We start from the raw sequence: 22,249 nt of genomic DNA, 5'->3' as shown, positions 1-22,249 counted from the left end.
TGCCGGAGGATATTTATTTTTCTTTCTGCCAGAGTCACGGTGCTCGTTCGACTGCTTCATCACGTGTTGTGCACTATAGTTGTTGTATGTCGAGGTTATTACCGGACTGAATGTGATCACGCCCAGAAAATGTATTGAATTGTTATGCGGTTATCTTTTATCGCTCTGAGCCGGTGGTATGCTGCCTGTTATCCCAACATCCAAAAGGAATCCTGTTATGCGTGGAATCGTTGTGCATCATGAGCATCGCATTGGTTTCATCGTTATCCGCGATCCGGAAGACGGATTTATTGTCGCTAAGTTGCTGGATATTTATGAAGTGGAAAGGGGAGATGTGGTCACCGGCGATTTCCAGACCGTCGGCAATACGACGCTTTTTAATGAAACCAGCAGTCAGGATATTCACGTCGAAATCCAAAATACTGATATGACAGAAGATGCAGCCATTGAGCTGATCGTTAAACACCGAAACTAAAGGTTTGTCTTACATACCGCCACGCATTCGAGTGCAGTAAAACCAATACACCTGCAACGAAGGGTCGGTCGGATAGAGAGTGGGCGGTAGCTGGCACGAGTCTGCGATAGACGAATGTGCCGCTCCGCCCTGATGATGGCGAAGCTTAGGGCTTACGTGCCACTAATACTGCGCGTAACGGTGCCGGATAGCCCTCAACGGTTTTGCTGCGATCGTCTGGGTCGAGAAAATCCGCCAGCGAAGCCGTGCGCATCCAGCTCGTGCGGCGCTGTTCCTCCAGTGTGGTGACACACTGATCTACCACGCGAATATCAACAAAGCCGCATTTTTCCAGCCAGCGCGCGAGGGCAGCGGACGAGGGCAGAAAATAGACGTTACGCATCTGGGCATACCGTTCACCCGGCAGCAGGACGCAGTGTTCGTCACCTTCCACCACCAGCGTTTCCAGCACCAGCTCCCCACCGGAAACCAACTGATTTTTGAGTTGCCACAGATGGTCGAGCGGGGAACGCCGGTGGTACAACACCCCCATTGAGAACACGGTATCAAACGCGGCCAGTGCCGGGAGTTGTTCAATACCCAGCGGCAGCAGGTGAGCGCGCTGATCATTACCCAGCAGTTTACGTACTGACTCGAACTGGCACAGGAACAGTTGCATTGGGTCGATGCCGACCGCCAGACGAGCACCCGCGCCGATCATTCGCCACAGGTGATAACCGCTGCCGCAGCCGACATCCAGAATCAATCGATCCTGCAACGGGCTAAGATGTGGAAATACCCGATCCCATTTCCAGTCGGAACGCCATTCGGTATCAATGTCGACGCCATAGAGTGAAAACGGCCCTTTGCGCCAGGGCATCAGGTTGCGCAGCAGACTTTCAATGCCCTCTTGTTGGCCGACTGACAGCGGTGTATGCATCTGGGCAGTAACACCGTCGACCAGATTGAGCTGGTCTGGTGTCAGCGTCGGCAGGTGTTCCACCGTATTAACCCAGTGTTTGAATTCGCCGTGCCGCGACTCCTGCTGCCATTGGCTTATCTGAGCAGGAAGCGTATTAAGCCAGTGGCTAAGCGGGCCTTTAGCGATTAACTGGTAGAAATTGCCGAAATCGATCATGAACCTTACTCCGCTTTCAGTGCCAGCAGGGAACCGAAGTTAAAACACTGGAACCACACGTCGCTGTGGCTGAAACCCGCTTCACGCAACCGGGTTTTATGTGTTTCCACGGAGTCAGTCAGCATGACGTTTTCCAACATGCTGCGTTTCTGGCTGATTTCCAGTTCGCTGTACCCGTTGGCGCGTTTGAAATCCAGGTGCATGTTGAACAGCAACTCACCTATCTGCGCATCGGCAAAACTGAATTTTTCCGACAGTACCAGTGCGCCGCCAGGGCGCAATCCTTGCCAGATTCGCTGTAGCAAGGCTAGCCGACTGTCTGGCGGTATAAACTGTAATGTGAAATTAAGTACCACCAGCGAGGCGTTTTCGATCTCGGTGTCAAGAATGTCCGCTTCACGAACGTCGACAGGTGTATCAGCACGAAAAGCTTCGATATGGCGGCGGCAACGGGCCACCATGGCCGACGAGTTATCGACAGCGATGATTCGGCAGCCAGGAACGTGGATATTGCGGCGCATTGATAAGGTGGCGGCACCCAGCGAACAACCGAGATCGTAGACCTGGGTGTTCGCCTGAACAAAGCGTTCTGCCAGCATACCGATCATGGAAATAATATTCGAATAACCAGGAACGGAACGTTGAATCATGTCCGGAAACACTTCAGCAACGCGTTCATCAAACGTCCAGTCGCCCAGATTGGCGATGGGCGCGGAAAAAAGCATATCGCGGTTTGACATAACAGGGAAAATGCATACAGGGAAGAACAAGGGCGCATTCTAGCAGAAAATTAGGGCAAAAACGTATGAGAGAAAGACGGTAAGGCGCGGCCAGCAGGCCTTACCGTTGATACCCGTGGGATTAACGCAGGGAAAATACCAGATCCCAGGGCAGGTAGTAGAGGTTGAACAGAATCATCAGTAATAAAGAAACATAGGTGGCCGTCATGCCGGAACGCCGCCAGTTCAGCTCACGATGCCGCAGCCCGTAGTAGTGACATAACCGCCCGAGCAACAACATAATTCCGCACAGATGAATCATCGCGTTCATCGCCCCATTCATCTCCATCAGTACCAACAGCAGGCCACCGATAGGGATGTACTCCACCGCGTTGCCGTGGACACGAATAGCCGTTTGCAGCTCGTAAAAACCACCGTCGCCGTAGGCCACCCGATACTGCATCCGCAGTTTCACTACATCAATCGACAATTTGACTAACAACAATGCGCTGAGCACCACATAAAGCGCGCTTACCATTTTTTACTCCATCGCCTGACCAGAAGCGGCAGACGCTATCATAGCCCGTCTGTCGCCAAGCTGTCGCCTGCATAACGCGAAGATATTGCAGGTAAAATTGGCGGATATCAAACGCTCTTAATAAGAAACTGTGATAGAAGCTGGCAGCGATTTTTTCCCGGTGTTTTTCAACTGAAGAATTAAAACAGTGACGACTGCTGTGGCCAGTCCGGGCAGGGCGGCATACCGGAAATGACCGCACTCAGATGCGGCCATAACCGCTGCGCCAGTTCCGGCGCACTGGCCGTACCGGCGGTGTGAATAAACAGATAAGGGGTATGTGATTGCCATTCCGCCAGCTTGGCGATCCAGGGTGTGAACCAGTGCTGGTTATCAATAGGGTCTTCATTACCAATAAACCGAATCAGCGGTTCTTCTGCGGTGCGCACCACATGTAGCGGTACTTTTGGTTTTTTGCGCTGGGCGTCTCGCAGTACTTCGCTGGTGGGGGCCGCATGATGTACTGGGCGGCTATCCATCATCACCCGGTTGAGCGCACGCTGATGTAATCCCTGATTGAGCCAGCGTTCTTCATCGCCTTTGGCGAAAAACCGCGGGTGGCGGACTTCCACGCCGTAGCTGAATCCCCCTGTCGGCAAGGCGTCCATAAATTGCCACAACGTGTCTATCTGGTCTGGCCCAAATGTAGACGGCAACTGTAGCCACAACTGCCCGAGTCGATGGTGAATGGGTTCCAGACAACGAAAAAATTCCGCTACCTGTTGCTCGCAGTGGCGTAATCCAGACTGATGGCTGATGACGGAGGGAAATTTGAAGCAGAATCGGAAATCGTCATGGGTCATATCGCGCCAGCGCAATACGGTGTCTGCCGACGGCAGCGCATAAAAGGTGGTGTTCCCCTCCACGCAGTTGAAGTGGCGGGCATAATCCGCCAGGTCGTGCAGGCCCAGCCGGTTCCAGCCGGGATGCTGCCACTGCGGTAAGCCGATATACATAAGTCCTTGTCCCGATAGGTTTCTCTGCGATGTGCACCCTGAAACGGCGGATCATCATGATGGTTGGTGTAACAGGGTTTTAGCATAATACCCTGCAATTGTTTAACCGACAGGCAAAAGCGCGTCAAAAAGCAAAAAAGAGTATGCGGGGCGGCCCGCAGACCGCTACCATCGTACTTATCGTTGTGGGGAAATTCCTTTATAATGCTCCCCTTTTTTCATTGGACTGTAATCCAGAAAAACCATGCCGACCGGTCCACAGATCCTGTGTCGACGCTCACTAGCGTATGAAACAGGGCACCGGCGGCGGTGTAAAAGGACATCGTAATGCGTACTGAATATTGCGGGCTGTTGAATTCGTCCCATGTGGGCCAGGAAGTGACGTTGTGCGGTTGGGTTAATCGCCGCCGTGATCTGGGCGGGTTGATTTTTATTGATATGCGTGACCGCGAAGGTCTGGTGCAGGTATTTTTTGACCCGGATCGTCAGGATGCGTTCACTCTGGCTTCCGAGTTGCGTAACGAGTTCTGCATCCAACTGACCGGTGTAGTGCGCGCCCGTCCGGACAATCAAGTCAACAAAGAGATGGCGACCGGCGAAGTGGAAGTGCTGGCGACGGCACTGACTATCGTCAACCGCGCCGAACCGCTGCCGCTGGACTCCAATCAGAACAATACCGAAGAAGCACGCCTGAAGTATCGTTACCTTGATCTCCGCCGCCCGGAAATGGCTCAGCGCCTGAAAACCCGCGCCCGCATCACCAGCTTTGTGCGTCGTTTCATGGACAGCCACGGCTTCCTTGATATCGAAACCCCGATGCTGACCAAGGCCACGCCGGAAGGTGCCCGTGACTATCTGGTGCCGAGCCGTGTACACAAAGGTAAATTCTACGCGCTGCCGCAGTCGCCACAGTTGTTCAAGCAGTTGCTGATGATGTCCGGTTTTGACCGTTACTATCAGATCGTCAAATGCTTCCGTGACGAAGACCTGCGTGCTGACCGCCAGCCTGAATTTACCCAGATCGACGTGGAAACCTCCTTTATGACCGCACCACAGGTGCGTGAAGTGATGGAAAAGCTGGTGCGCGAGCTGTGGATGGACATTCACGGTGTGGATCTGGGCGACTTCCCGATCATGACATTCGCGGAAGCCATGCGTCGTTTCGGCTCCGACAAACCGGACCTGCGCAACCCGCTGGAGCTGGTGGACGTGGCCGATTTGCTTAAAGACGTGGACTTCAAAGTCTTCTCCGGTCCCGCCAACGATCCGAAAGGCCGCGTTGCCGCGATTCGCGTACCGGGTGGCGCACAACTGAGCCGCAAACAGATCGACGAATACGCCAAATTTATCGAAATCTACGGTGCTAAAGGGCTGGCGTACATCAAGGTCAATGAGAAAGCCAACGGCCTGGACGGTATCCAGAGCCCGGTGGCCAAGTTCCTGAATGACGGTATTCTGGCGGCGCTGCTGGAGCGTACCGCTGCACAAGACGGCGACATCCTGTTCTTCGGCGCGGATAGCGCCAAAGTGGTGACGGACGCGCTGGGCGCACTGCGCCTGAAATTGGGTCGCGACCTGAAGATCACCGACGAAAACAGCTGGCAGCCGCTGTGGGTCATCGACTTCCCGATGTTCGAAGATGACGGCGAAGGCGGCCTGGCGGCGATGCACCACCCGTTCACCGCGCCGCGCGATATGTCGCCGACAGAACTGGAAGCCAACCCGACAGCCGCTATCGCCAATGCGTACGACATGGTGCTGAACGGTTACGAAGTCGGCGGCGGTTCGGTGCGTATTCACCGCAGTGAGATGCAACAGACGGTATTCCGTATCCTTGGTATTGACGAGCGGCAGCAGCGCGAAAAATTTGGCTTCCTGCTGGATGCCCTGAAGTTCGGCACCCCGCCGCACGCCGGTCTGGCTTTTGGCCTCGACCGACTGGTGATGCTGCTGACTGGCACCGACAATATTCGCGACGTGATTGCGTTCCCGAAAACCACGGCGGCCGCCTGCCTGATGACCGAAGCACCGAGCTTCGCGAACCCGTCCGCGTTGGATGAGCTGTCCATCGCGGTGGTGGGCAAGGGGAAAGCCGCTCAGGACGCAGAGAATCAGTAAGATGAACTATAAGCGACCCGTTTCGGTGCTGGTGGTGATTTATGCCCGGAATACCGGACGGGTGCTCATGCTTCAGCGGCGCGATGATCCGGATTTCTGGCAGTCGGTCACCGGCAGCCTGGAGGAGGATGAAAGCGCGCGATGTGCCGCACAGCGTGAAGTGAAAGAAGAAGTTAACATCGACATCGCTGCTGAGGCGCTGACGCTGGTTGACTGTCAACGCAGTGTGGAGTTTGAGCTTTTTGCTCATTTGAGACGTCGCTATGCCCCTGGTGTCACGCATAATCTGGAGCACTGGTTTTGCCTGGCGTTACCTGATGAACGCCCGGTGGAGATCAGTGAACATCTGGCTTACCAGTGGCTGGGTGCGCCCGATGCGGCGCGGTTGACCAAATCCTGGAGCAACCGGCAGGCGATTGAAGAATTTGTTATTTGTCCAGTCTAGCCCGATAGATTTCGCGTTGCGGCAAAGCAGCGACCGAGTAAATCCTGGTGCTTACCCGTTGTAAGCGAGCAGGGTAAACGAGGGTGCCAACGCCACGGCGGCTCGAAAGATGAAGGGAATTACAGGCTTTTTTCGGAGATTTTTATGGCAGGTCATAGTAAGTGGGCCAACACTAAGCATCGCAAAGCAGCACAGGACGCCAAACGCGGCAAGATTTTTACCAAGATCATCCGCGAACTGGTTACCGCAGCCCGTTTGGGCGGCGGCGATCCCGGCTCCAACCCCCGCCTGCGTGCTGCCATTGATAAAGCGCTGTCCAACAACATGACGCGTGACACCTTGAACCGGGCGATTGCGCGCGGCGTGGGTGGCGATGAAGACAACAACATGGAAACCATCATTTATGAAGGCTACGGTCCGGGTGGCACCGCGGTGATGGTTGAGTGTCTGAGCGACAACCGTAACCGTACCGTGTCTGAAGTGCGTCATGCCTTCACTAAATGCGGCGGCAACCTGGGAACCGACGGTTCTGTGTCCTACCTGTTTGCCAAAAAAGGCGTGATTTCCTATGCGCCGGGTCTGGATGAAGATACGGTGATGGATGCGGCACTGGAAGCAGGCGCTGACGACGTGGTGTCCTATGACGATGGCGCGATCGACGTGTTTACGCTGTGGGAAATTTTCGGACAGGTAAAAGATGCGCTGGACGCCGCCGGTCTGGTGGCTGAGTCGGCCGAAGTGTCGATGATTCCGTCCACCAAAGCGGACATGGACGCGGACACCGCACCGAAACTGATGCGTCTTATCGACATGCTGGAAGACTGTGACGACGTGCAGGAGGTTTACCACAACGGTGAGATCTCCGACGAGGTAGCGGCACTGCTGTAATGGCCGTTTTCCTGGCTCAGCAGGTAACCGGGGGAGAGCGATGAGTATTATTCTTGGCATCGACCCCGGTTCTCGCATCACTGGCTATGGCATTGTCCGTCAGCAAGGACGGCAGATTAGTTATCTGGGTAGCGGTTGCATCCGTACCGCGGTGGATGATCTGCCCACTCGCCTCAAACTGATTTATGCCGGTGTCAGTGAAATTATCACCCAGTTTCAGCCGGATTATTTCGCTATCGAGCAGGTTTTTATGGCACGCAATGCTGACTCGGCATTGAAGCTGGGGCAGGCGCGCGGCGCGGCGATCGTCGCGGCGGTGAACCAGTCGTTGCCGGTGTTTGAATACGCCGCGCGGCAGGTGAAACAAACGGTGGTCGGCACCGGTGCGGCAGAAAAAAGCCAGGTGCAACACATGGTGAAAACGCTGCTCAAATTGCCCGCCAGCCCGCAGGCCGACGCCGCCGACGCCTTGGCGATTGCCATTACGCATTGCCATTTCAGCCAAAATTTGTCACGTATCAGCCATGACAAACTGACGCTGGCACGTGGGCGTCTTCGCTGACGGTGATATTTCAGTTCCGGCGGTTGTCTGAAACGCAGTTTTCCATCAGATAACCGCCGGTTTTATTACTTCTCTTCTCCTGATGTATTTCTCTTCTGATGTGCTCCTCAGCTATTTGTCGTAACCGTTTCCTGTTTTGATCTGGGATAACACCGCGTTGTATGAACAATTTATAAAATCTCACACTCGCAATTTACCCGACGGCGCAAATCCGCCGGATTGATACTGAGGTATTGCATGTTATCGCTTTTGTTCAGGAATAATCCCCGTGCTGTGGTGATAGTCGGCGGCCTGGTGGTGGTTAACGTGATGGTGTGGCTGCTGGCGTGGGGGATATTCCATGACCACGCTACCTTGATGGCGACCAGCTTGCTGGCCTGGTGCTACGGTTTACGTCATGCAGTAGATGCGGATCATATCGCCGCTATCGACAACGTTACCCGTAAAATGATGCAGGAAGGGAAGACGCCGTTAGGGGTAGGTGCCTGGTTCTCATTGGGGCATTCCTCCATTGTGATTTTAGCGTCGCTGGCGTTGGCGGCGACAGCTGCCGCATTACAGGACGACATGGCATGGTTTCATGATGTCGGCGGTGTTATCGGTACATCCGTTTCCGCCGGATTCTTGCTGCTGATGGCCCTGGTGAATATGGTGATTCTGCGCGGGGTTTGGGCGCGTTTTCAGCAGTTCAAGCAGGGGAAACGGGAAGCGCTTAGCCAGTCCGATGATGTGCCGGTTGCCGGTGTGATGGGGAGGATATTTCGCACCACATTTCAGCTGGTGAACAAAAGCTGGCATATGTATCTGGTTGGTCTGCTGTTTGGACTGGGGTTTGATACCGCTACCGAGATAGGTGTATTGGGAATATCCGCTGCGGGCGCTTCGCAGGGGATGTCGATCTGGTCAATCATGATTTTTCCGGCGTTGTTTACCTGTGGAATGGCATTGGTGGACACACTGGACAATGTATTGATGGTAGGGGCATATGGTTGGGCGTTCAATAAACCTCAGCGTAAGCTCTATTACAACCTGACCATCACGGCGACATCGGTTGTCGTGGCGATGGCTATCGGTGGTATGGAAGCACTTGGATTACTGGCGGATAAACTGGATCTACACACCGGATGGTGGCGTGTGGCTGATGCTTTCAACGAGCAACTCGGCAACGCCGGGTTCTATGTTGTGGCACTGTTTGTCGCCTGCTGGGTGATCTCATGGTGTAACTACCGCTGGAAAAATTACGATGCGTTGAATAGCCCGGTGGTGTAATCGTGTTCCCGGCCGGTTTCTTCGGCCGGATGAGAAACGGCTCGTACATTTTCGCCGGTGTTGCACGGTTCTCAGGTCGACACTGGAGATACTTCACTGCGCTGTCTATATCTGGATATGCATCCAGCTTTTCTGTATCCACCTCTTTTTTTGTGTTATAAGCTATACGCCAACGTTTTGGTGCTAATGAAAAGGAAACATCGCGTGATAGGTCGTCTGAGAGGCATCGTATTAGAAAAACAGCCGCCGCTGGTGCTGATTGAAGCCAACGGTGTGGGATATGAAGTTCATATGCCGATGACCTGCTTTTACGAGTTGCCGGAGCTCGGCCAGAAAGCGGTGATTTTTACCCACTTTGTAGTACGTGAAGACGCACAATTATTGTTTGGCTTCAACAATAAACAAGAGCGCTCTCTGTTCCGTGAACTGATCAAAGTCAATGGCGTAGGGCCGAAACTGGCGCTGGCGATTTTGTCCGGCATGTCGGCCCAGCAGTTCGTCAGCGCGGTAGAGCGCCAGGAAATCAACGCGCTGGTGAAATTGCCGGGCGTGGGCAAGAAAACGGCAGAGCGTCTGGTTGTGGAAATGAAAGACCGCTTTAAAGGGTTGAACGGCGATCTGTTCAACGTCGCCAGCGATATTGCCTTGCCGACCGCGACGGGCAACACAGAGCCGGACGCTGATCCGCAGGCAGAGGCCGAAGCGGCGCTGGTTGCCCTAGGTTATAAACCGCAGGAGGCCAGCCGAATGGTCAGCAAAGTGGCGCGGCCGGGGGCCGACTGTGAAACCTTGATCAGGGAAGCGCTGCGCGCTGCGCTGTGAGGTATGTATGATTGAAGCCGATCGTCTGATTTCACCTGGTGTTGTTGCTGACGAAGAACTACAGGATCGCGCGATCCGTCCAAAACAGCTGTCAGAGTACGTCGGGCAGCCGGTAGTCCGCGAGCAGATGGAAATTTTTATCGAGGCGGCCCGCAAGCGCGGTGATGCGCTCGATCATCTGCTAATTTTCGGGCCGCCGGGGTTGGGTAAAACCACGCTGGCTAACATCGTTGCCAACGAAATGGGTGTGAATTTGCGCACAACCTCTGGTCCGGTGCTGGAAAAAGCGGGTGATCTGGCAGCGCTGCTCACTAACCTTGAACCGCACGACGTGTTGTTCATCGACGAAATTCATCGGCTGTCGCCAGTGGTGGAAGAAGTGCTCTACCCGGCGATGGAAGATTACCAACTGGATATTATGATCGGCGAAGGGCCGGCGGCGCGTTCCATCAAACTGGATTTACCACCGTTTACTCTGGTCGGGGCGACAACACGTGCTGGCTCACTGACGTCTCCGTTGCGCGATCGTTTCGGCATTGTGCAGCGCCTCGAATTCTATCAGGTTGCCGATTTACAACATATCGTACAACGTAGTGCCCAGTGTCTGGGGCTGGAGATGACGGAAGAAGGGGCATTGGAAGTGGCCCGCCGTTCGCGCGGTACGCCACGCATCGCCAACCGGTTGTTACGCCGGGTACGAGATTTCTCTGAAGTGAAATCAGATGGGGTCATTTCGGCTGAAGTGGCAATTCAGGCGCTGGATATGCTAGCGGTTGACGCCGAAGGGTTCGATTACATGGACCGCAAGTTGTTGCTGGCGGTGATCGACAAGTTTATGGGCGGCCCAGTGGGGCTGGACAACCTGGCGGCGGCGATCGGCGAAGAGCGTGAAACCATTGAAGATGTGCTGGAGCCCTATCTGATCCAGCAAGGGTTTCTGCAACGCACTCCGCGAGGCCGCATTGCTACGCAGCACGCCTATCGCCATTTTGGCCTGACCCGCGAAGAGTAAGACAAAGTAGGAAGCGTAGCAGGTCGCCTTTCATTGTTATCGCCAGCCCGTCGGCGGGCTGGCGATAAGTCCGATAACGTTAAAACACATCGATAGACTGATTTGTCTCTTTACTGATAGAAGATAATACGGTTGCATCAGGCCGCTTGTTTTTTCAGCAGACTAAGCATAAACAGCAGCGAAGCGCACAGGACCACGGAAGGACCGGCTGGCGTATTGGCTCCGGCTGAAAAAGCCAGTCCGCCGGTGACAGCCAGAATGCCGACGCCCATCGCGCAAATGGCCATTTGTTCTGGTGTGCGGGCAAATCGGCGTGCGGTAGCCGCTGGAATAATCAGCAGCGACGTGATGATCAGCGCGCCGACAAATTTCATCGCCAGACCGATGGTTAACGCGGTGACTAGCATTAACACCAGCTTGGTACGGGCGATAGCCACGCCGTCGACATGCGCCAGTTCCGGGCTGATGGTCATGGAGAGTAGGGCGCGCCATTGCCACCCCAGCACGCCGAGCACCAGCAATACGCCGGGAACAATCAGCCATAAGTCTTCACTGGTGACAGAGAGCAGATCGCCAAACAGGTAAGCCATCAAATCGACACGGACGTTATTCATCAGGCTGACCACTACCAGACCGAGCGACAGCGCGCTGTGCGCCATGATGCCGAGTAGGGTATCGATCGCCAATCCGGGGCGTCGTTCCAGCCAGACCAACCCGACGGCCAGCAGCAGAGTTATCGCAATCACCGCATAGAACAGATTGATGTCCAACAGCAGACCCAATGCAACGCCAAGCAATGAGGCGTGGGCAAGGGTATCGCCAAAATAGGACATACGACGCCACACCACGAAGGAACCGAGCGGCCCTGCCGCCACCGCCAGACACACCCCTGCCAGCCAGCCGGGCAACAACAACTCAATCATGCGTGATTACCATCCTGTCGTTTTAAAATGATTTTTCCGTTCAGATCGTGACGGTGATTGTGATGGTGCCGGTAGATTGCCAGTTGCCCGGCACCGCGATGACCGAACATAGCCAAAAACTCCGGGTGCAAGGACACCACTTCAGGCGTACCGGAACAGCAAATATGTTGATTGAGACACAGTACCTCGTCGGTTTTCGCCATCACCAGATGCAGGTCATGAGAAACCATCAGCACGCCGCATTGATATTCCTGCCGTAGCTGGTTGATCAACTCATACAGTGCCAACTGACCGTTGACGTCGACCCCCTGCGTGGGTTCATCCAATACCAGCAATTGCGGGCGGGCGAGGATGGCACGCGCCAGCAGAACTCGCTGGGTTTCGCCACCCGAGAGCTTTTGCATCGGTTGCTCAAGTAGATGTCCCGCCTGTACGCGCTTCAATGCTGGCATGATGTCCGACGTATTGACGCCGGGGCGCAACTGCATAAAGCGTTTGACGGTTAATGGGAGAGTTGGGTCCAGATGCAGTTTTTGCGGAACGTAGCCGATGCGAAGATTCGCCGCTCGGGTCAGCGTACCACGGGTTGGTGCCTGTAATCCCAGCACCACTCGGACCAGCGTGGATTTTCCCGCGCCATTAGGTCCGAGCAACGTCAGAATACGACCAGCCTGCAATGTGAGAGAAATATCATTAAGTACAGGTTTGTTGCCAAACTGCACGCCAATATTTTCCAGTGAAACCAGCGTTGACATAGAATTCTGTTTGCAGAGGGTGTGTGACGTTATAATATAACGCGTTTTTATTAATAAATCGACGGATGATTGGGTATGTTGCGAGTGACTCACTATAAATGGCTAAACATCGTACTTGCGGCTGGTGCGTTATTGGCTTCCTTGTTTGCTACACAGGCTGCCTCTGCTGCTGTAGTCACCTCTATTCGCCCGCTGGCGTTTATCGCTGCGGCAATCGCGGATGGCGTTACGCCCACAGAAGTGCTCTTGCCGGATGGCGCATCGCCACATGATTATGCACTACGTCCATCTGATATGCAGCGTCTTAAATCGGCAGATCTGGTGATTTGGATTGGGCCAGAAATGGAGACTTTCTTGCCAAAGGCGCTGCAATCGCTGCCAGCAGAGCGCCAAATTGCATTGGGGCTACAGCCTGCCGTCAAATCGCTATTGTTACGAGAGTCACATCCTGAGCAGACGGATGTGGAAAACGGTGAGCATCATGATTCCGATCATGATAGCCACGCCGATAACGGGCATGATCACAGTAATGATCCTGAAAATCATCAGCATAGCGACGATGACGGGCATCATCATGGTGAGTTCAATATGCATATCTGGCTGTCGCCGGAAATGGCACAGGCTTCTGCCGTCGCAATTCATGCAAAATTGCTGGAACTTATGCCGCAGAATAAAGACAAACTAGATGCAAATCTGCGTAAATTCACTGAGAAACTTGCGCAGACAGATAAAAATATTGTTAATATGCTGACGCCTGTGCGTGGCAAGGGTTACTTCGTGTTTCACGATGCCTATGGCTACTTCGAACAGCATTATGGGTTGGCTCCTCTGGGGCATTTTACTATCAACCCGTCAATTGCGCCCGGCGCACAGCGCTTAAACCAGATACGAACACAGTTGGTTGAGCATAAAGCGGTTTGCGTTTTTGCTGAGCCACAATTCAGGCCAGCAGTCATCAATGCTGTCGCCAAGGGAACTGACGTGCGCATTGGCGTGCTGGACCCGTTGGGAAGTGACATTGCTCCAGACAAGGACAGCTATACGCGGTTCCTGTTGCGACTGTCTGAACAGTATTTGAGCTGCCTGAAGGAAAAATAATGAGGATAGGAACAAGTGCAGCAGATAGTCCGAACTATCGCTCTGGCGTATAACAGCCTACCCCGGCCTCACCGCGTGATGCTGGGATCACTGACTGTCGTCACACTGGCCGCCGCGGTTTGGCGGCCGATGACATATCCCCCGGTCAATGACGCACCTGTTATCGTAAAAGACGCGGAAAGTGAAAAAAGTCAAATCCAGACTCTGAACCCCCCGGCCAGTGAACCTCTGGACAGCAATCCATTACCACCGGTAGCGACTTCACAACTCGCTGGTTCGGCACCGACGGCGGATGTTACCGAAGCCAACAGCGAACCCTTGGATCAGCCATCCACCACCAATGGCATTATCAAAGACGAACTCGACGATAAAGACGCCGACGACACCCATGAGTATGTGGTGTCTACCGGCGATACGCTGAGTAGCATTCTGACGCAATATGGTATTGATATGTCGGAGATTGCGGCGCTGGCGGATCGTAATACGGCGTTGCGGAATCTGAAAATCGGTCAGCAATTGACCTGGACGCTGGATAGCGATGGTGCACTACAAACCCTGACCTGGCAGGTGTCTCGCCGGGAAACCCGCACCTACACCCGTAGTGGCGATACATTCCGTGAAGAAATCGAGAATGTGGAAGGGGATTGGCAGAACAAGGTGCTGGTCGGTCGTCTGGATGGCAGTTTCGCCAGTAGTGCTCAGGCCGCCGGGTTGACCAGCAGCGAAGTGCGAGAGGTAATTCGTGCGCTGCAATGGCAACTGGATTTCCGCAAACTGCGTAAAGATGACAGTTTTGCCGTGCTGATTTCCCGTGAAATACTGGATGGTCGTAGCGAGCAGAGCGAACTGCAGGGGGTGCGGTTGCGTACCGGCGGGAAAAACTACTACGCGTTCCGCGCTGAAGACGGTAAATTTTATGACCGCGAGGCTTCCGGCCTGACCCGTGGCTTCTTGCGTTTCCCTACCATGAAGCAGTTCAAGGTATCCTCCAACTTCAATCCGCGCCGTCTTAATCCGGTAACCGGTCGTATCGCCCCGCATCGTGGCGTAGATTTCTCCATGCCAGTGGGAACGCCGGTGCTGGCTGTCGGTGATGGCGAGGTCGTGGTGGCTGAACGGGACAGTGAAGCTGGCAACTTTGTGGCTGTGCGACACGGGCGGCAATACACCACCCGTTACATGCACATGAACCGTTTGTTGGTTAAACCGGGGCAGAAGGTCAAGCGAGGCGATCGTATTGGTCTGTCCGGCAATACCGGGCGCTCCACCGGCCCGCATCTGCATTATGAACTGTGGGTTAACCAGCAAGCCGTCAATCCGCTTACAGCGAAACTGCCGCGCTCCGAAGGGCTGATGGGTAAAGAGCGTCGTGATTATCTGGCGCACGTGCGCGAAGTATTACCTCAACTGCAACTGGACTAATAATCGTTGTGGATAAGTGACAGTCGGCAGTTTGCGCTGCCGGCTGTTTTTTTTATGTCGCACGGGTAATATCAGACCAGTGCGTGTTCAATTGCAAAACGTCGGGTAGCGATTATCATTAACCCGATTTTGTGATGAAGAGTGGTTGCATGGAACAAGAGAAAAAAGAGAAGAAAACCAACGCCGAGTTTATCCCGCAATTTACGTCTGCCTTCTTTCACCCGCGTTACTGGGCACTCTGGCTGGCGGTGGGCGTGACCGCGTTGCTCGTCTGTATCCCCGCCCGCTTGCGTGACCCGATACTGGGTGCGTTAGGTCGATGGGTCGGGCGGTTTTCCAAAGGCGCAAGACGGCGTGCCCGCATCAATTTGCTGTTGTGTATGCCACAACTGTCAGAAATTGAACGCGAGCATATCATTGATCAGATGTTTGCGACCGCGCCGCAGGCGATGCTGATGATGGTGGAACTGGCGATATTACCTGCTCGTCGGGCTGAGCAGCGTGTCCGCTGGCATGGTATGGAGATTGTGGATGCATTGCGTGAACAGCAGCGTAACATTATTTTCATGGTGCCTCACGGCTGGGCCGTAGACGTTCCCGCCATGCTGATGAGCCTGCGCGGCCAGAAAATGGCTGCCATGATGCACAACCAGAAAAACCCGTTGCAGGATTATCTTTGGAATACCCTGCGCCGCCGTTTTGGTGGCCGTCTGCATACCCGTAACGATGGCATTAAGCCTTTTATCAGCTCAGTACGCGAGGGCTACTGGGGGTACTATCTGCCGGATCAGGATCATGGTGCCGAGCACAGCGAGTTCGTCGATTTTTTTGCGACGTATAAAGCCACATTGCCCGCAATTGGTCGGCTGATGAAGGTATGCCGTGCTGAAATCGTGCCACTGTTTCCTGTCTATGATGGCAAGACCTCTCAGCTACATGTCTATATTCGCCCCCCCATGAGCGATATTAATGGTGCCGATGATCACACGATTGCCCGCCGCATGAATGAAGAGGTCGAGCATCTGGTTACACCCAACCCGGCACAATACACCTGGATTTTAAAACTGTTGAAGACCCGTAAGCCGGGGGAAACCGAGCCTTATCTGCGTAAGGATCTGTACCCGCGCAAAAAATAGTGAAGCGTAAAGCGGCTACACAGTACAACAACAGAGGCGGAGCTGAAGCTCCGCTTTTTTTATCGGTGTCCGTTGCGGTATATACCAAGATAATTCGAGTTGCAGGAAAGCCAACACACCCCAGCGTTTATGTATTGCATAATCAATCTGTTATTTATTCAGATTCGATGAAACCTTGTCGGGAATTCATAACCTGTAACAGTTAAGTCTTATTTCATTTTATCCATGCCGGAACTTATAAAAAACTTTAAAAATAGCGTTGTTTACCCCTGATCTTTTCTCGGAGTATTCCATATTCTTTTTGTTATTGCTTTTGATTTAATAGCCCCCGAGGTCACTGCATGTATGACTTCAACCGTTAGCCACTGTAAATAACGCGTGATAGTTTATCCGCTTATTTAATTCAGGCTAATAAAAGAATCTTTGCTGAAGGATTTATATCATGAATCTGAAACCACTGTTTTTAGGCGTTTTACTGGCAACAACCTATGCAACTGCCAACGCAGCGACCACCACGGTGGAAAAAAGCGCAACTGACGCCACGGCAACCAGCGTAGTCCCGGCATCGGCCGAATCCGCGTTGGGCAAGGCGGTGGATAAAGCCAACACTGATGCTGCAGCCAAGGCTGAACGTGACGTTTCAGCGGTGAAAGCGAATGTCGACGGAAGTAACGTGGCGAAGACTGAAAAGGTTGCTGCGGAAACTCACGTGAAAGGTGAAGAGAAAACCGCGAAAAAGGTAGTGAAAAAGCATCACGCCGATAGCGCTAATACTAAGGGAAAAACCAAAGCCAGTACCGGGGAAAAGATGGACGATACGAAAAGTAAGAGTAGTGACACCCAAGAAAACCGTCCGCCAGTCAATGTACAATAAGATGAACATCGCGCGATAATAAAAGGAGTAGTAGTATTCGCGCAGATGCTAATTGTTGAACCGGTCAGGAAATAACAATATGGGTATTGTAAGATAACCAAAGCGTTATTCCTGACCGGTGAATCTGATTTATTCCTTTTGGAGAAAGGTTAAGTTTTATGAATAAATCACTTTTATGTCTTGCGTTACTGACTGCACACATTCCTTTTTCCCAGGCGGACAGCTGCCGGGCCAATTTGTCCGGTGGTCAGGACTGCCGTTATAGCGATGGTTCGACATCCACCAGCCGTGCCAACTTATCGGGTGGGTTTGATACCCGCTACAGTGATGGACGCACCAGCACCAGCCGGGCCAATCTGTCTGGCGGGTATGACACCCACTTTAGTGACGGCACCAACAGTACCAGCCGAGCCAATCTAGCGGGCGGGTTGGATACCCATTATAGCGATGGCAACACCAGCACCAGTCGGTCCAATCTCTCTGGCGGTTATGATGTTCGTTATAGTAATGGCAAGACCAGCTCCAGCCGGGCTAACCTGTCTGGTGGGCTGGATAGTCAATAAGCAGATGATTCGCGGCAGGTAGGGCATTAAGCCGCCAGAACACGATGTGTGATAACAAAGCAGGTGATAACAAAAACAAAGCGGGGCGATAATCGCGCCCCGCTTGAACGTTGTGGTATCGCGATTGCTACGCGATTATTCCACCCGCAGTACACGCACCGTATTGGTGGTGCCAACCGTTCCCATCACATCCCCCTGGGTCACGATAACCAGGTCACCGGACATCAGAAAACCCTTGTCGCGCAGCAGGAGCACGGCGTCGTTAGCCGCCGCTACGCCGTCAGTGTAGCTGGTGAACTGCACCGGGGTAACACCACGATAAAGCGCGGTCAGGTTCAGTGTGTGCTCGTGACGAGACATGGCGAAAATCGGCAGGCCGGAACTGATACGCGACATCATCAGTGCGGTGCGGCCGGACTCGGTCATGGCGATAATCGCGGTAACGCCGTTGAGGTGGTTGGCCGCGTACATGGCAGACATGGCAATCGACTCTTCCACGTTGTCAAACTGCACATCCAGACGGTGTTTGGATACGTTGATGCTGGGGATCTTTTCCGCGCCCAGACACACTTTCGCCATCGCGGCGACGGTTTCCGCTGGGTATTGACCGGCAGCAGTTTCCGCTGAGAGCATCACTGCATCGGTGCCATCCAGCACGGCGTTAGCGACATCCATCACTTCAGCGCGGGTTGGCATCGGGTTGGTGATCATCGACTCCATCATTTGCGTAGCGGTAATCACCGCACGGTTCAACTGACGAGCACGGCGAATCAATTTTTTCTGGATACCGACCAGTTCCGGGTCGCCGATTTCTACACCCAGATCGCCACGCGCGACCATCACGATATCGGAGGCAAGAATGATATCGTCCATGGCTTCGTCGGTTGACACTGCTTCTGCGCGTTCCACTTTAGAGACGATTTTGGCGTTGCTGCCCGCTTCGCGTGCCAGACGGCGAGCATAGTGCAGGTCTTCGCCGGTGCGCGGGAATGAGACAGCCAGAAAATCCACGCCGATTTTAGCTGCGGTAATGATGTCGGCCTTGTCTTTTTCAGTCAGCGCTTCCGCGGATAGACCACCACCCAGCTTGTTGATGCCTTTGTTGTTGGACAGCGGGCCGCCGACGGTGACTTCGGTGAACACTTTCATGTCATCCACTGCCAACACTTTCAACTGCACACGGCCATCATCCAGCAGCAGAACGTCACCGGGGACCACGTCGTTGGGCAATCCTTTGTAGTCGATTCCAACTTTTTCTTTATCGCCTTCGCCTTTGCCAAGGCTAGCGTCCAGCAGGAACTTGTCACCTACGTTAAGGAAGATTTTCCCTTCTTTGAAGGTGGACACTCGGATTTTTGGACCCTGGAGGTCGCCCAAAATAGCAACATGACGGCCAAGTTTAGCCGCAATTTCGCGAACTTTGTTGGCACGCAGAAGGTGATCTTCCGGCGAGCCATGAGAAAAGTTCAGGCGGACTACGTTTGCGCCTGCGGCAATGATCTTTTCCAGATTATTGTCGCGGTCCGTAGCCGGCCCCAGTGTAGTAACGATTTTGGTTCTTCTGAGCCGTCTGGACATGTATAACTCCGTTGACTGGTGAAGCTTGTTGTAATGTGGTAATGCCGTCAGGAGAGGACATAACATGGGTGCCGTCTTTGCCGCTCTGCACTGTCCGGATGCCGTGCCTGTAATTATGATTGAGTGACAGGATCTCTTCCCGCGGGCATCACCCCTTGCCACCCGATGTTATAACATAATTAGTTAAACGGGTTGCTGAATCGTTCTTCCTTATCAAATCGCGATTCGCGCAATGCTTCCTTGACCCGCTTCAAGTTATCACGGAATTTTGCGCCGCGCCGCAGGGTAAAACCGGTGGCTAACACATCAATCAGCGTGAGCTGGGCGATACGCGATACCATCGGCATGTAAACATCGGTGTCTTCCGGCACCTCGACGCGCAGCGTCAGCGACGCTTCCCGCGAGAGCGGGGAACCGTCCGAGGTAATGGCGATAACCGTGGCGTCGTTTTCCCGTGCCAGCCGCGCCATATCTACCAGACTTTTGGTTCGCCCGGTGTGTGAAATCAGCACCACCACGTCGCCTTCGCCGGAATTCATGCAGCTCATGCGCTGCATAACCAGGTCATCGAAGTAGACTACCGGAATATTGAAGCGAAAAAATTTGTTCATCGCGTCGTGGGCCACCGCTGCCGACGCGCCGAAGCCGAAGAAGGAAATCTTGCGCGCCTGGGTGAGCAAATCCACCGCGCGGTTGATAGCCTGAATGTCCAGGCAGGATTTCACATGTTCCAGCCCCGCCATGGTGGACTCGAAGATTTTGCTGGTATAAGACTCTACCGAATCGTCTTCTTCCACGTTGCGGTTTACATAAGGCGTGCCGTTGGCCAGACTCTGCGCCAGATGCAGTTTAAAATCGGGAAAGCCTTTGGTGTCCAGTCGGCGGCAGAAGCGGTTGACCGTCGGTTCGCTAACCTCAGCCACGCCAGCCAGAGTAGCGATACTGGAGTGGATGGCTGTTTGAGGTGAGGCCAGAATGACTTCTGCCACTTTGCGTTCCGATTTACTCAACAGTTCCAGATGACCCTGGATTTTTTCCAGCATATTCATATGACAACGACCATCTATGGTATTTTGGATTTCAGCCAAAGGTGAAACCGATGCGGATTTTGTGAAATATACTACGAGCCTGTAACGGTTGGCAGAGGTCGACACAATAAGTCATCGGCTTTTTTTGTCAGAATATGACCTGTGTCTAACTTTCAGAATAGTAACTGGCTGTCAGAAACGACGGAAAATTTCTCTTTTAGGCAGATGCCAGACCCGTTTTCTTCATCGGCACAATAGGTTCTAAGGCCTTGTGGTATCAGAATCAGTCGATAATGTGGTTTTATTACGGGTTTACTGGTTTGTGTCAAAAAGAGTACATTATTAATGTAATAAAATTACAGCGTCCTGCAATGAGGAGATTGAAAATGGCGGTAACGTCAACAGCCCAGGCGTGTGACCTGGTTATTTTCGGTGCGAAGGGCGACCTTGCACGCCGCAAATTGCTGCCTTCACTGTATCAACTGGAAAAAGCAGGCCATATTCATCCGGAAACCCGCATTATCGGTGTGGGACGGGCAGAGTGGGACCGAGACGCCTATATCAAAGTGGTGCGCGAAGCGCTGGAAACCTTTCTTAAGGAACCGCTCGACCCAGCATTGTGGACAACCCTGAGCGACCGGCTCGACTTTTGCAACCTGGATGTCGAAGACACCGAAGGGTTCAATCGACTGGGAACGATGCTCGATCAGCAAAATCGCACCACCATTAATTATTTCGCTATGCCGCCGAGCACCTTTGGTGCGATTTGTCGCGGCTTAGGGAAGGCTGGCCTGAACAAGGAGCCAGCACGTGTGGTAATGGAAAAACCACTGGGCACCGACCTGGCGTCGTCACGTGTTATCAACAATCAGGTGGCGGAGTTTTTCAACGAATGTCAGGTCTACCGCATCGACCACTATCTCGGCAAGGAAACCGTGCTGAATCTGCTGGCGCTGCGTTTCGCTAATTCCCTGTTTGCCAACAACTGGGATAATCGCACTATCGATCACGTGCAGATTACCGTGGCGGAAGAAGTAGGGATTGAAGGGCGTTGGGGATATTTCGATCAGGCTGGGCAAATGCGCGACATGATCCAGAATCACCTGTTGCAGATTCTGACCATGATCGCCATGTCGCCGCCAGCGGATCTGAGCACTGACCGTATCCGTGACGAAAAGGTTAAGGTGCTGCGTTCGCTGCGCCGTATCGATCGTTCTAATGTGCATGAAGTGACGGTACGCGGCCAGTACACCGGTGGTTTCGTGCAAGGCAAAAAAGTGCCGGGCTACCTGGAAGAAGACGGTGCCAATAAGACCAGCAATACCGAAACCTTTGTGGCCATCCGCGTTGATATCGACGACTGGCGCTGGTCCGGCGTGCCGTTTTACCTGCGTACCGGCAAGCGTCTGCCGTCAAAGTGCTCCGAAGTGGTGGTCTACTTTAAAAACCCGGCGCTCAACTTGTTCCACGACTCTTATCAGCAGTTGCCGCAGAACAAGCTGATCATCCGCCTGCAGCCGGACGAAGGGGTGGAAATTCAGATTTTGAACAAGATTCCGGGGCTGGACCACAAACATCGGTTGCAGACCACCAAGCTTGACCTGAGTTTCTCGGAAACCTTTAACCAGCAGCATCTGGCGGACGCTTATGAGCGCCTGTTGTTGGAAACCATGCGCGGTATTCAGGCACTGTTTGTGCGCCGCGACGAAGTAGAAGAAGCCTGGAAATGGGTGGACTCCATTATGGATGCCTGGGCAATGGACAATGATTCACCCAAGCCGTATCAGGCAGGAACCTGGGGGCCGGTTGCGTCCGTCGCCATGATTACCCGCGATGGCCGTTCCTGGAACGAAGTGGAATAAGCGGTTTTCCCCCGTCGTCAGGCGGGGGAAAACCGTTAGCGTTTTTTGGC

General features: G+C 53.6%; 22 protein-coding genes. 14 read left to right on the top strand and 8 right to left on the bottom strand.

Annotated elements, in window-relative coordinates; translation table 11 throughout:
* Nucleotides 1–178: 178 nt before the first annotated feature.
* Entirely contained in the window at nucleotides 179–475 is a 297-nt protein-coding gene (locus tag OB87_RS13995; protein WP_033570043.1) for a hypothetical protein, read from the top strand.
* A gap of 145 nt (nucleotides 476–620) precedes the next feature.
* Here OB87_RS13995 and cmoB read toward each other — a convergent pair whose 3' ends face one another.
* The 4 genes from cmoB to OB87_RS13975 form a co-directional block, all read right to left on the bottom strand.
* Nucleotides 621–1,592 carry a tRNA 5-methoxyuridine(34)/uridine 5-oxyacetic acid(34) synthase CmoB gene (cmoB, locus tag OB87_RS13990; RefSeq protein WP_033570042.1) on the bottom strand — a complete coding sequence of 324 codons (972 nt, stop codon included), beginning with the start codon at nucleotides 1,590–1,592 and terminating at the stop codon, nucleotides 621–623.
* A gap of 5 nt (nucleotides 1,593–1,597) precedes the next feature.
* A complete protein-coding gene (gene cmoA / locus OB87_RS13985; protein ID WP_033570041.1) occupies nucleotides 1,598–2,332 on the bottom strand; it encodes a carboxy-S-adenosyl-L-methionine synthase CmoA in 735 nt (244 codons plus the stop codon).
* A gap of 121 nt (nucleotides 2,333–2,453) precedes the next feature.
* Nucleotides 2,454–2,849, bottom strand: a complete 396-nt coding sequence (locus tag OB87_RS13980; protein WP_033570040.1) for an MAPEG family protein — start codon at nucleotides 2,847–2,849, stop codon at nucleotides 2,454–2,456.
* Nucleotides 2,850–3,028: 179 nt separating this feature from the next.
* A complete protein-coding gene (locus OB87_RS13975) occupies nucleotides 3,029–3,844 on the bottom strand; it encodes a DUF72 domain-containing protein (protein WP_033570039.1) in 816 nt (271 codons plus the stop codon).
* Nucleotides 3,845–4,171: 327 nt separating this feature from the next.
* Between OB87_RS13975 and aspS the strand changes: the two genes are divergently transcribed.
* The 7 genes from aspS (at nucleotide 4,172) to ruvB (ending at nucleotide 10,960) form a co-directional block, all read left to right on the top strand.
* Nucleotides 4,172–5,962, top strand: a complete 1,791-nt coding sequence (gene aspS / locus OB87_RS13970) for an aspartate--tRNA ligase (RefSeq protein ID WP_033570038.1) — start codon at nucleotides 4,172–4,174, stop codon at nucleotides 5,960–5,962.
* Between the two features lies 1 nt (nucleotide 5,963).
* Nucleotides 5,964–6,407, top strand: coding sequence for a dihydroneopterin triphosphate diphosphatase (nudB, locus tag OB87_RS13965; protein ID WP_033570037.1), 444 nt, complete (start codon nucleotides 5,964–5,966; stop codon nucleotides 6,405–6,407).
* Between the two features lie 144 nt (nucleotides 6,408–6,551).
* Nucleotides 6,552–7,295, top strand: a complete 744-nt coding sequence (locus tag OB87_RS13960) for a YebC/PmpR family DNA-binding transcriptional regulator (protein WP_033570036.1) — start codon at nucleotides 6,552–6,554, stop codon at nucleotides 7,293–7,295.
* 40 nt (nucleotides 7,296–7,335) lie between these two features.
* The gene (gene ruvC / locus OB87_RS13955) at nucleotides 7,336–7,857 is read left to right on the top strand and encodes a crossover junction endodeoxyribonuclease RuvC (RefSeq protein ID WP_033570035.1); all 522 of its coding nucleotides are present in this window, start codon (nucleotides 7,336–7,338) and stop codon (nucleotides 7,855–7,857) included.
* 237 nt (nucleotides 7,858–8,094) lie between these two features.
* On the top strand, nucleotides 8,095–9,126 hold the full coding sequence (locus OB87_RS13950; protein ID WP_033570034.1) for a HoxN/HupN/NixA family nickel/cobalt transporter: 1,032 nt from the start codon (nucleotides 8,095–8,097) through the stop codon (nucleotides 9,124–9,126).
* 204 nt (nucleotides 9,127–9,330) lie between these two features.
* A complete protein-coding gene (gene ruvA, locus OB87_RS13945) occupies nucleotides 9,331–9,948 on the top strand; it encodes a Holliday junction branch migration protein RuvA (protein WP_033570033.1) in 618 nt (205 codons plus the stop codon).
* A 7-nt stretch (nucleotides 9,949–9,955) separates the two neighbouring features.
* Nucleotides 9,956–10,960, top strand: coding sequence for a Holliday junction branch migration DNA helicase RuvB (gene ruvB / locus OB87_RS13940; protein WP_033570032.1), 1,005 nt, complete (start codon nucleotides 9,956–9,958; stop codon nucleotides 10,958–10,960).
* 137 nt (nucleotides 10,961–11,097) lie between these two features.
* Here the strand turns inward: ruvB and znuB are convergent, their stop codons facing one another.
* Nucleotides 11,098–11,883, bottom strand: coding sequence for a zinc ABC transporter permease subunit ZnuB (gene znuB / locus OB87_RS13935; RefSeq protein ID WP_033570031.1), 786 nt, complete (start codon nucleotides 11,881–11,883; stop codon nucleotides 11,098–11,100).
* On the bottom strand, nucleotides 11,880–12,638 hold the full coding sequence (gene znuC, locus OB87_RS13930; protein ID WP_033570030.1) for a zinc ABC transporter ATP-binding protein ZnuC: 759 nt from the start codon (nucleotides 12,636–12,638) through the stop codon (nucleotides 11,880–11,882). The genes znuB and znuC overlap by 4 nt, the downstream gene beginning before the upstream one ends.
* A gap of 75 nt (nucleotides 12,639–12,713) precedes the next feature.
* Here znuC and znuA point away from each other — a divergent pair, with 75 nt between their 5' ends.
* The 5 genes from znuA (at nucleotide 12,714) to OB87_RS13905 (ending at nucleotide 17,731) form a co-directional block, all read left to right on the top strand.
* Nucleotides 12,714–13,736: a zinc ABC transporter substrate-binding protein ZnuA gene (gene znuA / locus OB87_RS13925; RefSeq protein ID WP_033570029.1), complete on the top strand. Its 1,023-nt coding sequence runs from the start codon at nucleotides 12,714–12,716 to the stop codon at nucleotides 13,734–13,736.
* Nucleotides 13,737–13,751: 15 nt separating this feature from the next.
* On the top strand, nucleotides 13,752–15,158 hold the full coding sequence (gene mepM / locus OB87_RS13920; RefSeq protein WP_033570028.1) for a murein DD-endopeptidase MepM: 1,407 nt from the start codon (nucleotides 13,752–13,754) through the stop codon (nucleotides 15,156–15,158).
* 149 nt (nucleotides 15,159–15,307) lie between these two features.
* On the top strand, nucleotides 15,308–16,294 hold the full coding sequence (gene lpxM / locus OB87_RS13915) for a lauroyl-Kdo(2)-lipid IV(A) myristoyltransferase (RefSeq protein ID WP_033570027.1): 987 nt from the start codon (nucleotides 15,308–15,310) through the stop codon (nucleotides 16,292–16,294).
* A gap of 442 nt (nucleotides 16,295–16,736) precedes the next feature.
* The gene (locus OB87_RS13910) at nucleotides 16,737–17,168 is read left to right on the top strand and encodes a hypothetical protein (RefSeq protein ID WP_033570026.1); all 432 of its coding nucleotides are present in this window, start codon (nucleotides 16,737–16,739) and stop codon (nucleotides 17,166–17,168) included.
* Nucleotides 17,169–17,326: 158 nt separating this feature from the next.
* A complete protein-coding gene (locus OB87_RS13905) occupies nucleotides 17,327–17,731 on the top strand; it encodes a hypothetical protein (protein WP_033570025.1) in 405 nt (134 codons plus the stop codon).
* Nucleotides 17,732–17,866: 135 nt separating this feature from the next.
* Here the strand turns inward: OB87_RS13905 and pyk are convergent, their stop codons facing one another.
* Nucleotides 17,867–19,309, bottom strand: a complete 1,443-nt coding sequence (pyk, locus tag OB87_RS13900; RefSeq protein ID WP_033570024.1) for a pyruvate kinase — start codon at nucleotides 19,307–19,309, stop codon at nucleotides 17,867–17,869.
* Nucleotides 19,310–19,488: 179 nt separating this feature from the next.
* Nucleotides 19,489–20,358 (bottom strand): MurR/RpiR family transcriptional regulator, encoded by an 870-nt coding sequence (locus OB87_RS13895; protein ID WP_033570023.1) that lies wholly within the window; start codon nucleotides 20,356–20,358, stop codon nucleotides 19,489–19,491.
* A gap of 365 nt (nucleotides 20,359–20,723) precedes the next feature.
* On the opposite strand from OB87_RS13895, the gene zwf reads away from it, so the two are divergent.
* The gene (zwf, locus tag OB87_RS13890) at nucleotides 20,724–22,199 is read left to right on the top strand and encodes a glucose-6-phosphate dehydrogenase (protein ID WP_033570022.1); all 1,476 of its coding nucleotides are present in this window, start codon (nucleotides 20,724–20,726) and stop codon (nucleotides 22,197–22,199) included.
* The last annotated feature ends 50 nt before the right edge of the window (nucleotides 22,200–22,249 follow it).

It is taken from the genome of Dickeya undicola (assembly GCF_000784735.1).
Taxonomy (GTDB): Bacteria; Pseudomonadota; Gammaproteobacteria; order Enterobacterales; family Enterobacteriaceae; genus Dickeya; species Dickeya undicola.
Note: the sequence above shows the minus strand (reverse complement) of the source record. Positions and strands in the feature narration are given on the sequence as shown.